The sequence below is a fragment of the Candidatus Blochmanniella pennsylvanica str. BPEN genome (assembly GCF_000011745.1).
In the GTDB taxonomy this organism is placed as follows: Bacteria; Pseudomonadota; Gammaproteobacteria; order Enterobacterales; family Enterobacteriaceae; genus Blochmanniella; species Blochmanniella pennsylvanica.
In genome coordinates, this window is record NC_007292.1 from 722,047 (window position 1) to 735,322 (window position 13,276).

Here is a 13,276-nt window from a genome sequence, read left to right on the forward strand (position 1 = left end):
TTTTGGTGGATTTACTATATATTTATAAATTAATATATCCATCATATACATAAGACGTTGATCCAGTCATGTACAGTGCATTACTTGCCCCTTTCCAATTTACTGATATAGTACCCCCAGGCAAGTTTACGTTTACTGATTCATACAATAATCCCTGTTGAATGCCTACGGCAACTGCCGCACAGGCGGCAGTTCCGCAAGCTTGAGTTTCTCCTACTCCGCGCTCATATACTCGTAATCGAATATTATTACAGTTAATAATTTGCATAAAACTTACATTGACTCGTTCTGGAAAACAATGATGATCTTCTAATGCTGATCCTAATGAAGTAACTTGGATATTTTCTATTTTTTCTACTAAAATAATACAATGAGGATTACCCATAGATACTACACCACATAGTATTATTTGTGTAGGTAAAAATAAAATATAAGTTTTTTGATATTGTGATATATAAAACGGAATAAGTTTTGGATCAAAAATAGGCGCCCCCATATTAACAGATACGCGATTGTCATTCATAATAGACAATATTATATGGTTAGCGCGAGTACTAATATGAATGTTTCGTTTATTAGTTAATTTTTTTAAGCAGACAAATTGCGCAACACAACGCATACCATTACCACATTGATTTACTTCTGTTCCGTCCGAATTATAAATTCGACAATGAAAATCTATTGCTGGATCATAAGGGGGTTCTACTATTAACAATTGATCAAAACCAACTCCATAAAATCGATCTGACAAATATCTGATATTTTCAGAAGTAAGATGTATATTTTGAGTGACAGCATCTATGATGACAAAGTCATTGCCCAGCCCGTTCATTTTGGTAAATCGCATACCTTCCTCACATAGCATCACACATCACTGATTTTTGGAAATGGTTTTAGTGTTTTATGACACTTAACTATTATTGATTTTATTGTATTTATTACAACATCTGAAAGCAATGCAAATACTGTTGATTAGATTGTACAATACAATACATAAAAATATTGCTTATATTATAGAAACAAGAACATAGTTCTTTCTTTTTAGAAAATATCTTTTTGGATAATAACAAATAAAAAATGACTACATTCATGTGATCATCATAACATCTTTGCAAGAAAAAATACTTTATAATGTTTATCTTTTTAATTACTTATTTGGATTTTATATAATAATTAATATATCCATTGAAATTAATTTTTAATATCATAATCATGATTATTATTTCAATGATTAATAAAGGTATATTCTTATTTGAAATAATAATATCACTGTTTGTAACAATATACTTTTACATAAACAAGTATCCTTTTAAACTATTACAATAAAAATGATTTTACTTTCAATAATCAAAAATACTGAATAATTTATATGCATAAATTATTAATACTTGTTACTTTCTTTATTTTCATCAATAATTAAAGTATCACATATAAAATATGTAAGATTAATTTTTATAATTAATAATAATCAAATCATCTTATAATAAATTTTTTATTTTCAATATTTATAAAAACATAATAAAAATTAAAATTTAAAATGTGATAGTATTGCAATACTATAAGTAATAATATACAAAGGAACTTTTTTCTATAATTTATCGAGAAAATATTTATTTAAGTCCTAATTTTTTAAATATCAAAATACTATGATTGTATACAATATATAATATCGCCATAAAACTGCTGCTGATTTACCTAAAACGTTTTAATTACATAAAAATTAAAAATCTGAATTTAACGCATTATTCTTATTATTTAATTATAAAAAATAATTAAAATTGATTAATGTAATAAACATTTACTTATTTTAAAAATTTTTTAACAAATGTTTTTATAATATAATTATAAAAAACATTCAGATTGATTAAAGATTACAATCATATTGTCTTAACATAATGATACTGATGAAAAATAAAATTTTAAAAATTGCTACACGAAAAAGTCAACTTGCTATTTGTCAAGCTCAATATGTTCATAATGAATTGAAACATTATCATCCAACATTAAGCATAGAGTTGATGCCTATTGTAACAACAGGAGATAAATTTTTAAATATTGATGCAAAAAATAAAATTAAAAAAGGTGCATTTATTAAAGAATTAGAACATGCATTAATAAACTTCCGTGCCGATATTGCTGTTCATTCCATGAAAGATATTACAGTGCCTTTACCAGATGAATTAACTCTTCCAGTTCTATGTAAACGCAATGATCCACGTGATGCTTTTGTTAGTTTAAAATACCCTAACATAGATACGTTACCTATTGGTAGTGTAATAGGTACATCAAGTTTACGCAGACAATGTCAAATACGAGCGCATCGTCCAGATCTAGTAGTTAGTAACTTGCGAGGTAATATAGATACTAGATTAAAAAAATTACAATATGGACAATATGATGCAATAGTTTTAGCTGTAGCTGGATTACAACGATTACAGTTACATGAGTACATTCGTGTTCATATTGATCCGTCTGATCTACTACCAGCAATGGGACAAGGTGTTATAGCCATTGAATGTCGTTCGAATGATGCTGATATTTTATCCTTATTATCACCATTATATCATCAAGAAACCTCATTTCGTGTCAGAGCGGAACGCGCTGTTACTACTTATTTGGAAAGTTATTGTCATTTACCAATTGCTAGTTATGCTGAAATTGAAGAGGATCAAATATGGCTAAGAGCACTTATTGGATTACCTGATGGTAGCAAGATTATTCGTACTGAAGGAAGGGCGCCTTTAGATCAAGCAGAAAAATTAGGTTTTATCCTTGCTGAAGATTTATTAATTAAATTTAAACGATAACATGTTTTTATTTGATTTAATTTAATCATGTATCGAATTAAAAATTATGAATATTTTAATTACTCGTCCTTCTCCATATGGAGAACAATTGGTAAATAAATTACTTTCTTTTGGTAAATTTGCATATCATTTGCCATTAATTTACTTTTCTACAGGAAAAGAATTATGTTCATTGGAACAGAAATTAAATCTACTTTCTGAAGGAGATTTTTTGTGCATTATATCACAACATGCAATTAAATATGCTCATAATCAGTTACTTAACATGGGAATATCCTGGCCTACCAAATTAGCATATTATTCCATTGGTCATGCGACTAGTGTAATGATGTACAAGTTATCGGGAATATTGGTGAAATATCCTACAATCCAGGAAACTAGTGAAAATTTATTACAATTACCTGAACTAATGTATAGTTATGGAAAGCGCGCTCTTATTCTAAGAGGTAATAATGGACGTACTATTTTAGATGACACTCTTCAAAGAAGAGGAGTATTTGTTGCATCCTGCGAATGTTATACTAGACAACCGTTTCGGTATAATAGAGAAAAACAATTATCTAATCTATTAGGATTGAATATTAGAACAGTAGTAGTTACTTCTGGAGAAATACTACAACACCTATATTATTTAATTCCCGAATCTTATCGCACATCTTGGTTAATACGATGTAAATTAATCGTGGTAAGTGTACGTCTAGCTAAATTAGCTAGACGTTTAGGTTGGACAAATATTATTATAGCGCAGTCAGCAAACAACGAGATACTATTTCATCTTTTGATTAAGAATTCATAATTTATGAGCACTCCAATCCAAATGCGAACAATCATTTCTATGAACACATAGAAAATTTTAGAAAATGCAATAACAAAAATACTTAATCTTTCTCGATATAGTTTATAGGAATCGGCGAGAGAGGATTTGAACCTCCGGCCTCCTGGTCCCAAACCAGGAGCGCTACCAAGCTGCGCCACTCGCCGATGTTTTCTGACTTTCATATAATTTTTTCGTATTATATATGTCCTCCATTGAAGAATATTGAAATACTAATAACCAATCATTTCATTTGCGATATAATAACAATTATTTCTCTGCGAAGGAAGGGATTTGAACCCTCACGTCTTGATCAAGACACTAACTCCTGAAGTTAGTGCGTCTTCCTATTCCGCCACCTTCGCTTTATGTCATTTATTTTTAATGGGTGATTGATGGGATTCGAACCCACGACTTCTGGAACCACAATCCAGAGCTCTGCCAACTGAGCTACAATCACCATCGATCAACTTTAATTTTTTCATAAAAATTTAAATAAATCAATGCGTCCGACAGGATTTGAACCTGAAACCTTCGCCTCCGGAGGGCGATGCTCTGTCCAATTGAGCTACGAACGCTGAATTAGCATATATATTTAATACAGATTAATATCAACAAAATATGGGTTTAATCAGTTTGCATTAATAATTTTTTAGTACATATATATTATTCACTGAATTTCATTAAAAACAACTGCAGAAAAAATTTTTATGAAAATCAAAGAGTATTTTATAGTTTAGAGTGTCGTGTATCTTACATAAAAGATATCAATAAACATTGATATACCCATAAACCTATATATAGTAGATGAGAGAAATAACATGAACACATTTTCAACATCGACATATGCATATTCTATCACATATCTGATATTTGTATCATATATATATTACAAAATAATTAATCAAAAATTTATTACTTATACATGAAGATATTGGAAATATATGGGTATATAAGTATTTAAATACCACCGTAATACTTGATTCATAAAAATAAACCATTATGAAAAATATGCAGGGCAGCAATTAAAAATTAATATATATAGATAATTTATTAAATAAATTTTTATATAAAAACCTTAAAAATTGCCGTTATAGAAAACGACAAATAGTCTTTTTTAAAATATGTGTTAATACAGTAAACAATAATTATTGCAATAAATTAACAGCGCTTCATCATATCAAAAAATTCATCATTGGTTTTAGTCATAGATAATTTATTCATCATGAATTCCATTGCATCAATTTCACTCATTGGATGAATAATTTTTCGTAAAATCCATATTTTTTGTAGTTCATCTTGAGTAGTTAATAGTTCTTCTTTTCTAGTTCCAGAACGATTGTAATCAATAGCCGGAAAAACACGCTTTTCAGCTATTTTTCTTGACAAATGCAATTCCATATTGCCAGTTCCTTTAAATTCTTCATAAATTACTTCATCCATTTTTGATCCAGTATCTATTAAAGCAGTAGCTATAATAGTTAAGCTTCCTCCTTCTTCCATATTACGAGCCGCTCCGAAAAAGCGTTTTGGACGATGTAAAGCATTGGCATCAACCCCTCCTGTCAACACTTTTCCAGATGAAGGAACTATAGTATTATAGGCTCTTGCTAATCGAGTAATGGAGTCTAACAAAATAATTACATCTTTTTTGTGTTCTACTAATCGCTTAGCTTTCTCGATTACCATTTCAGATACTTGAACATGACGAGATGCTGGCTCATCAAAGGTAGATGCAATTACTTCTCCGTGTACTAAGCGTTGCATTTCAGTAACTTCTTCTGGACGTTCATCTATCAAAAGCACTATTGATACGCAGTCTGGATGATTATGACTAATGCTTTGTGCAATATTTTGAAGAAGTATGGTTTTTCCGGCTTTAGGAGGCGCTACAATTAAACCGCGCTGGCCGCGCCCAATAGGTGATGCCAGGTCCAATACTCTTGCGGTTAAGTCTTCCGTAGAACCATTTCCTCTTTCCATGCGTAATCGTGAATTGGCATGTAATGGAGTAAGATTTTCAAACAAAATTTTATTACGAGCATTTTCTGGTTTATCATAATTTACATCATTTACTTTAAGCAATGCAAAATAACGTTCACCTTCTTTTGGAGGTCTAATTTTCCCAGAAATAGTATCTCCAGTACGTAAATTAAAACGACGAATCTGGCTTGGAGACACATAAATATCATCTGGTCCAGCAAGATAAGAGCTATCACTAGATCTAAGAAACCCAAAACCATCTTGTAATATTTCTAATACACCATCCCCAAAAATATCTTCTCCAGTTTTAGCATGTTGTTTAAAAATAGCAAAAATAATATCTTGCTTGCGCATACGTGCTAAATTCTCTAGACCCATACTTTCTCCGAGATGTACTAATTCAGAAACTGGTATGTTTTTTAATTTTGTAAGATTCATAATTATGGATTCTTAAATTGGAGTTATATAGATTGTTGGTATTACAAAGATAAAGTATACATGTAACATTATGGAATAATTTCCTGCATAATACATATTTGATTGTCTATCCTATGCCTACAATATCGAGCATGAATAAACGTTAAGGTGTTTAATTACTATCGGATTATCACAGAAAAAATAGATTTATAAAAAATCCAGCGGTAATCTTTATAACCATATTGAAAATACAGTCCATAATTAATTTATAAAATTAAATTGCATTACCTGTTATTGCCGCTATTATATAGCGGCAATATATTTATATTCTATTATAAATTAAACATTTATAATTAATCATATACGACATGCTGTCATTCTACTGTAATCCTAAAGAAACGTCTACTAACATATAAAATAATTTTAAAAATTATAAATGTTTTAAAAATAAGTGCTCATTATTTATATATGTATTTTTAAAAATTCTTGTAATTTTTGTTTGGACAGCAACCCTACTTTAGTAGATAACACCGTTCCATGACGAATCAATAATAAAGTAGGAACACTCTTAATCCCATAGTTTTTTGTAGTTATTGGATTTTCATCTATGTTTAATTTTACTACTTTTAATGTATCATTAAATTCAACAGAAATATCTTCTAAAATAGGTATCATTGCTTTACAGGGATTACACCATTCGGCCCAAAAATCAACTAAAAAAAGATCGGTAGAGTTTGACACCGTTTCTTTAAAATTAGAATCTGTCAGGTGCATGATAATTTGATTCATTTATCCTCCTTATAATTTATTTTCTTCTAATCATTATATATCATTATAATTAACTTATTTATTTTATGTATATCGTTGAATATTTAAAATTATTTATATAATTGATCATATAATATAACATAATTTTTTATCGTTTTTATCCAAAATAAATTCATTCTTATTTAGAAGTCAACTCGATGATCTTTCATCGCAATAATATCTCTGTAATTACAAGAATATAGTTCTGTTTTAATCATTAATTAAACGATAAACTTTTCATGTTTTGCATATAACTTCTTAGTTGAATTCCAACTTTTTCTATTGTGTGATTTCGAATCATGTCATTAGTATTACGCAAAACAATGTTATCAACGTTAACATTCTTGGGTGACATACCTAAATCTCCTGTTCTTAAATTAGGTATTATAGTCTTTTTTAACAAAGGTACTACCTTATCACAAAATAAATAATTACCGTATTCTGCGGTGTCAGAAATTACCATGTTCATTTCATATAATTTTTTACGAGCTATAGTATTTGCAATTAAAGGTAACTCATGTAATGATTCATAATATGCCGATTCTGGTGCTATTCCAGATTTTATCATTGTGTCAAAAGACAATTCTATACCTGATTTGATTATAGCTACCATTAATATCCCATAATCAAAATATGTTTGTTCCAAAATTTCTTGTTGATAATTTGGAGCTTGTTCTAATGGAAGTTGACTGGTTTTTTCTCTCCACTTAAGTAATTTAGAATCATTATTTTCCCAATCCAACATCATTTCTTTAGAAAATACTCCATTAAGTATATTTTCCATATGTTTTTCAAAAACTGGTTTTAATATATTTTTTAGTTTTTCAGATAATATAAAAGCACGTATTTTAGAAGCGTTAGATAATCGATCCATCATTAACGTAATACCTCCTTGTTTTAATGCTTCAGTTATGACTTCCCAACCACATTGAATGAATTTTCCTGCGTATGCAGCGTTAACACCATTACTAATCATATAATCAAAACAAAGAATGGATCCGGCTTGTAACATTCCACATAAAATAGTTTGTTCTCCCATAAGATCTGATTTAACTTCTGCTACAAATGAAGATTCTAATACCCCAGCGCGATGACTACCAAGTGCAAATGCCCAGGATTTTGCTAATGTCATGCCCATATCATATGTATCGTTTTCTTCGTGTACGGCAATTAAAGCAGGGACTCCAAATCCTCGTTGATATTCTTGACGAACTTCTGTACCGGGACATTTTGGAGCGACCATGATGACAGTAATATCTTGACGAATTTTTTCTCCAACTTCTACAATATGAAATCCATGTGAATACCCCAATGTGGATCCATGTTTCATTAAAGGTTCTATTTGTCGTATCACTGATGTGTGACATTTATCTGGAGTTAAATTAATAACTACATCTGATTTGGGAATAATTTCATCATAAGTTCCTACAGGAAATCCGTTCCTTGTTGCTCTTGCCCAAGATTCTTGTTTATTAAGAATAGATTCACGACGTAAAGCGTATGTAATATTTACCCCCGAATCTCTCATATTTAAACCTTGATTCAAACCTTGAGATCCACAGCCTATTATAGCTACTTTTTTAGATAATAATGCCTGAATTCCATTAGAAAATTCATTGTTACTCATAAATCGACATTTTCCCAAATGTTTTAATTTTTCTATGAAAGTTAATGTATTAAAATAATTAGCCATAAAATATCTCTTTTAAATAATGTGAAAAATAATTTAATAATTTTCCATCACAATGTTTTATTAATTTAAAAATACTTCAAACACTGGATTAGTTGTAACATCGTGCCATTCGTATCCTAATTTAGATAAATATTCTTTAAATTCTGATTCTTTTTGATTAGATAGTTCAAACCCGGCTAGAACACGTCCGTAATCAGTACCATGATTTCGATAATGAAATAAAGAGATGTTCCAATTAGCACCTAAAGTATGAAGAAATTTCAATAATGCTCCTGGAGCTTCTGGAAACTCAAAACTAAAAATTCGCTCCTGTAAAGGCTGGAATAAACGTGCTCCTACCATGTATCTAACATGCAATTTAGCCATTTCGTCGTCAGATAAATCTACAACGTGAAAACCATTAGCAAGTATTTCTTGAACTATTGTGTTTCTTTCGGAACGTCCGTGCTTCAAACGTATACCAATAAAAATACAAACGTTTTTAGATCCATTGAATCGATAATTAAATTCTGTTACTGATCTGTTTCCTAATATTTTATAGAATTCTAAAAAACTACCTTTTTTTTCTGGAATAGTAATCGCCATTAACGCTTCTCGCTGCTCTCCTAGTTCACAACGTTCTGAAATATAACGTAATTCATGAAAATTTATATTGGCACCTGAAAGAACATGAGCTAATCTTTCACCTCGAATTGCATATCTTTGAATATACTTCTTCATTCCAGCTAATGCTAACGCACCTGAGGGTTCAGCAATAGCACGTACGTCTTCGAATAAATCTTTTATTGCAGCACAAATCGCATCATTATCCACTGTAATTACATCGTCTAGATATTCTTGGCATAAACGAAATGTTTCGTTGCCAACACATCGTACAGCTACTCCTTCAGCAAATACACCTACTTTATGCAACCACACTGGCATACCAGCCGATAAGGCAGCACATAAAGAAGCCGATTCTGCTGATTCAACTCCTATAACTTTTATTTGCGGCATAAGATGTTTAATTAATACAGAAACACCTGCCGCTAAACCACCCCCTCCTACTGGAACAAAAATGCGATCTAAATGAGCATCTTGCTGTAATAATTCCATCGCTAATGTTCCTTGTCCCGCAATTACCGTTGGATGATCAAATGGAGGAATAAAAGTTAATTGATGTTTATCAGCTAAATACATAGCTTTAATCTTAGCCTCATCAAAATTAGCTCCACATAATAACGGTTTTCCTCCAAAATCACGTACCGCATCTATTTTTATATCAGCGGTATTTATAGGCATCACAATCAAAGATGTAATACCTAGACGAGTAGCAGAAAAAGCTACCCCCTGAGCGTGATTACCTGCTGAAGCAGTAATAACTCCAGAAGATTTTTGTGTTTCGTTAAGACTTGAGATCATAGCATAAGCTCCACGTAGTTTAAAGCTATGTACCGGCTGTCTATCTTCTCGTTTAACTAATATTGTATTTTCAAGACGTTCTGACAATTTGTTCATAATTTGTAATGGAGTTATTTGAGCTACTTCATACACGTGAGAGCGCAAAGCAGCACGTAGATATTCTGCAGGACATGGTGCATGAGAAAAAGAATAAATTTTTTTCATTTAGGATGTTATCCTAACAATTTAGATTTATCACGAACCGCGCCTTTGTCTGCGCTTGTTACTAAGTGGGCGTATGCCTTTAAAGAAATAGATATGTTTCTATTTCTGTTGGTTGGGGTCCACGCTTTATTTCCTCGGGCAATTTCTGCTGCATGTCGTATTTTTAGTATATGCTCAGAAACTTCTAAGGTAATACTACGCATGCTAATATCGATATTAATTATGTCCCCATCGTGTACTAGTCCAATTAATCCTTTATTAGCTGCTTCCGGAGATATATGACCAATAGATAGTCCTGATGTTCCTCCTGAAAATCTACCATCTGTAATCAAAGCGCAACATAAATCTAACCCCATGGATTTAAGAAAAGATGTCGGATATAACATTTCTTGCATACCTGGTCCACCTTTTGGTCCTTCATATCGAATTACAATAACATCGCCAGAATGTATATTTCCTGTTAAAATTGCTTGAACAGATTCTTCTTGACTCTCATACACCTTAGCTGGTCCACTAAATTTTTGAAGGTTTATATGAACTCCAGCTGTTTTTACAAGACATCCATCTACAGCTAGATTGCCGTACAATACTGCTAAACCTCCGTCTTGGCTATAAGCATGTTCACGTGAACGAATACATCCAGAGCGACGATCCGTATCTAACGAAGTCCATCTGTTTTTTTGAATAAAAGCTTGTGTGCTACGTATTCCTGCTGGTGCTGCAGCATACATGTTTTTTGATTCAAAATTATCACATGAAAAAATGTCATAATTTAGTAACGTTTCTAATAAAGATTTATTCAATATATTACGTGTGTCTTCATGTAATAAACCACAACGATGTAATTCACCAAGCACACCCATTACTCCTCCAGCTCGATGAAAATCTTCCATGTGATATCGTTGAGTATTTGGAGCTACTTTACATAAATGCGGTACTTTTCGAGATAATTTATCAATATCTGCCATAGTAAAATCTATCTCTCCTTCTTGAGCAGCCGCAAGTAAGTGCAATACAGTATTAGTAGAGCCACCCATTGCAATGTCTAACATCATTGCATTTTCAAAAGAAGACTTGTTAGCTATATTGCGCGGTAGAACAGAATAATTATTCTCTTCATAATAAGATTTAGCTAAATGAACAATATATTTACCGGCATTTAAAAATAATTTTTTACGATCAGAATGAGTAGCCAACAACGATCCATTACCCGGTTGTGCTAATCCCAATGCTTCTGTTAAACAATTCATAGAGTTCGCCGTAAACATCCCTGAACAAGACCCGCATGTAGGACACGCTGCTGATTCAATGCGTTGTTGATCAACATCAGAAATATTAGGATCTACAGAACAAGTGATTGCGTCAATTAAATTTAACTTAACGTTTTGATTAGACAAAGTTATTGCACCAGATTCCATTGGTCCACCTGATACAAAGATAGCTGGAATATTTAAGCGTAATGCCGCCATTAACATTCCAGGTGTTATTTTATCACAATTAGAAATACATACCATAGCATCAACGCAGTGGGCATTAATCATATATTCCACAGAATCAGCAATAAGATCTCTAGATGGCAAAGAATATAGCATGCCGCTATGACCCATAGCAATTCCATCGTCTATTGCAATGGTATTAAATTCTTTTGCAACTCCTCCAGTAATATTAATTTGTTCGGACACTAATGCTCCTACGTTTCGTAAATGTATGTGCCCAGGAACAAATTGGGTAAATGAATTAACCACAGCAATAATCATTTTATCAAAATCTTCAGTGGTCATACCTGTAGCACGCCACAATGCTCGAGCACCAGTCATATTACGACCATGCGTAGTAGTAATAGAGCGATATTTAGGCATATTTAACTCCAGTATTCTATATTATTGAATATTGATTATCTTAAGAATTAACATTGCATCAATGTAGTATTGCTAATGCACTGGATCTAACCAATTCCATTGATCTTCAGTGATTCCAGTAAATAAGTTAAAAAATAAGTGCTGTAATTTTTTAGTGATGGGTCCGCGCGTACCGGTACCTACCTTAATTCCATCTACAGTACGTACTGGGGTTATTTCGGCAGCAGTACCAGACATAAATATTTCATCAGCTATGTATAGAGATTCACGGGGTAATACTTGTTCTTGTACTTCTAAACCAATATTTACTGCTAACTTAATAATAGTATCACGTGTGACCCCAGGTAAAATAGAAGAAGCACATGGTGGTGTTAAAAGAATATTACTTTTAACTTCAAATAAATTTTCACCGGCACCTTCTGAAATATAACCATATATATCTAAACCTATTCCTTCTTGATAACCATTTCGGTGAGCTTCATTGCTAATTAACATAGATGATAGATAATTTCCGCCAGCTTTCGCTGTGCTTGGAAGGGTATTTGCTGGAACTCTATTCCAGGAAGATACCATAACATCAATCCCTTGTTTCAAAGAATTTTCTCCCAGATAAGGCAGCCAAGAAAAAGCTGCTATAGCAACGTCAGTAGCGTATCCGGGAGTCGGATTAATTTGCATACCTACATTTCCAATAAATACGAGAGGACGGATATATGCATTGATTAAATTATTCTTTCGAATAATAATTCTACAAGCTTCCATTAAATCATCAATACTCCAAAAAATAGGCATACGATAAATTTTTGCGGAATTATACAATCTTTGTATGTGTTCACGATGACGAAATATAACGGGACCTTTATGTGAATTATAACATCTCATACCTTCAAATACTGATGATCCATAGTGCAAAGCATGAGACATTACATGTACTTTAGCTTCTTGCCATGGTACGATTTCCCCATTAAACCAAATAAAGTTTGATATATTCATCTGATATCTTCCTCGGTAATATAGTCGAAGAAAGTACGAATTTAATTATTATTTTTTAATTTATTCAATTTTAATATAATGTATATCCATTAATTTATTTAATTGTGCAGACAATAAATATATTGCTCTATTGCTAGAAACAGTTAATAAAATGTTTATTTTTTTCTTGTTGAGCTTACTATATGACAACATATTTAATGTATGTAACTCAAATCCACGATGACGAATAACCCGGAGAATACGTTCAAGCACCTCTGGGCAAAACCTGGCTTTTATAAACAGCGAATAATATGTCATA

The 13,276-nt window shown here is 31.6% G+C and carries 10 protein-coding genes and 4 tRNA genes; 2 read left to right on the top strand and 12 right to left on the bottom strand.

Annotated elements, in window-relative coordinates; translation table 11 throughout:
• Positions 1–22: 22 nt before the first annotated feature.
• The gene (gene dapF / locus BPEN_RS02960) at positions 23–847 is read right to left on the bottom strand and encodes a diaminopimelate epimerase (protein ID WP_011283116.1); all 825 of its coding nucleotides are present in this window, start codon (positions 845–847) and stop codon (positions 23–25) included.
• 1,057 nt (positions 848–1,904) lie between these two features.
• Between dapF and hemC the strand changes: the two genes are divergently transcribed.
• Together hemC and hemD are read left to right on the top strand one after the other, a co-directional pair.
• Positions 1,905–2,807 carry a hydroxymethylbilane synthase gene (gene hemC / locus BPEN_RS02965; protein ID WP_011283117.1) on the top strand — a complete coding sequence of 301 codons (903 nt, stop codon included), beginning with the start codon at positions 1,905–1,907 and terminating at the stop codon, positions 2,805–2,807.
• Between the two features lie 46 nt (positions 2,808–2,853).
• Complete coding sequence (gene hemD, locus BPEN_RS02970; RefSeq protein WP_011283118.1) at positions 2,854–3,603, top strand: uroporphyrinogen-III synthase; 750 nt, start codon at positions 2,854–2,856, stop codon at positions 3,601–3,603.
• Positions 3,604–3,714: 111 nt separating this feature from the next.
• Here the strand turns inward: hemD and BPEN_RS02975 are convergent.
• The 11 genes from BPEN_RS02975 to ilvM form a co-directional block, all read right to left on the bottom strand.
• A tRNA-Pro gene (locus BPEN_RS02975) sits at positions 3,715–3,788 on the bottom strand.
• Between the two features lie 112 nt (positions 3,789–3,900).
• A tRNA-Leu gene (locus BPEN_RS02980) sits at positions 3,901–3,986 on the bottom strand.
• A 22-nt stretch (positions 3,987–4,008) separates the two neighbouring features.
• A tRNA-His gene (locus BPEN_RS02985) sits at positions 4,009–4,081 on the bottom strand.
• 44 nt (positions 4,082–4,125) lie between these two features.
• A tRNA-Arg gene (locus BPEN_RS02990) sits at positions 4,126–4,199 on the bottom strand.
• A gap of 583 nt (positions 4,200–4,782) precedes the next feature.
• Complete coding sequence (gene rho / locus BPEN_RS02995) at positions 4,783–6,042, bottom strand: transcription termination factor Rho (protein WP_011283119.1); 1,260 nt, start codon at positions 6,040–6,042, stop codon at positions 4,783–4,785.
• Positions 6,043–6,483: 441 nt separating this feature from the next.
• Entirely contained in the window at positions 6,484–6,810 is a 327-nt protein-coding gene (trxA, locus tag BPEN_RS03000; protein WP_011283120.1) for a thioredoxin, read from the bottom strand.
• Between the two features lie 235 nt (positions 6,811–7,045).
• The gene (gene ilvC, locus BPEN_RS03005; RefSeq protein ID WP_011283121.1) at positions 7,046–8,521 is read right to left on the bottom strand and encodes a ketol-acid reductoisomerase; all 1,476 of its coding nucleotides are present in this window, start codon (positions 8,519–8,521) and stop codon (positions 7,046–7,048) included.
• Positions 8,522–8,581: 60 nt separating this feature from the next.
• Positions 8,582–10,126, bottom strand: a complete 1,545-nt coding sequence (gene ilvA / locus BPEN_RS03010; protein WP_011283122.1) for a threonine ammonia-lyase, biosynthetic — start codon at positions 10,124–10,126, stop codon at positions 8,582–8,584.
• Between the two features lie 8 nt (positions 10,127–10,134).
• Entirely contained in the window at positions 10,135–11,985 is a 1,851-nt protein-coding gene (gene ilvD, locus BPEN_RS03015; protein WP_011283123.1) for a dihydroxy-acid dehydratase, read from the bottom strand.
• Between the two features lie 72 nt (positions 11,986–12,057).
• On the bottom strand, positions 12,058–12,978 hold the full coding sequence (locus BPEN_RS03020; RefSeq protein WP_011283124.1) for a branched-chain amino acid transaminase: 921 nt from the start codon (positions 12,976–12,978) through the stop codon (positions 12,058–12,060).
• Between the two features lie 60 nt (positions 12,979–13,038).
• Positions 13,039–13,275, bottom strand: a complete 237-nt coding sequence (gene ilvM / locus BPEN_RS03025; RefSeq protein ID WP_011283125.1) for an acetolactate synthase 2 small subunit — start codon at positions 13,273–13,275, stop codon at positions 13,039–13,041.
• Between the last annotated feature and the right edge of the window lies 1 nt (position 13,276).

What these genes read in the sequence shown, in the direction of transcription:
- BPEN_RS03020 (WP_011283124.1), bottom strand. Translation starts at nt 12,978, where the DNA reads ATGAATATATCAAACTTTATTTGGTTTAATGGGGAAATCGTACCATGG.
- trxA (WP_011283120.1), bottom strand. Translation starts at nt 6,810, where the DNA reads ATGAATCAAATTATCATGCACCTGACAGATTCTAATTTTAAAGAAACG.
- ilvA (WP_011283122.1), bottom strand. Translation starts at nt 10,126, where the DNA reads ATGAAAAAAATTTATTCTTTTTCTCATGCACCATGTCCTGCAGAATAT.
- ilvM (WP_011283125.1), bottom strand. Translation starts at nt 13,275, where the DNA reads ATGACATATTATTCGCTGTTTATAAAAGCCAGGTTTTGCCCAGAGGTG.
- hemC (WP_011283117.1), top strand. Translation starts at nt 1,905, where the DNA reads ATGAAAAATAAAATTTTAAAAATTGCTACACGAAAAAGTCAACTTGCT.
- dapF (WP_011283116.1), bottom strand. Translation starts at nt 847, where the DNA reads ATGCGATTTACCAAAATGAACGGGCTGGGCAATGACTTTGTCATCATA.
- rho (WP_011283119.1), bottom strand. Translation starts at nt 6,042, where the DNA reads ATGAATCTTACAAAATTAAAAAACATACCAGTTTCTGAATTAGTACAT.
- ilvD (WP_011283123.1), bottom strand. Translation starts at nt 11,985, where the DNA reads ATGCCTAAATATCGCTCTATTACTACTACGCATGGTCGTAATATGACT.
- hemD (WP_011283118.1), top strand. Translation starts at nt 2,854, where the DNA reads ATGAATATTTTAATTACTCGTCCTTCTCCATATGGAGAACAATTGGTA.
- ilvC (WP_011283121.1), bottom strand. Translation starts at nt 8,521, where the DNA reads ATGGCTAATTATTTTAATACATTAACTTTCATAGAAAAATTAAAACAT.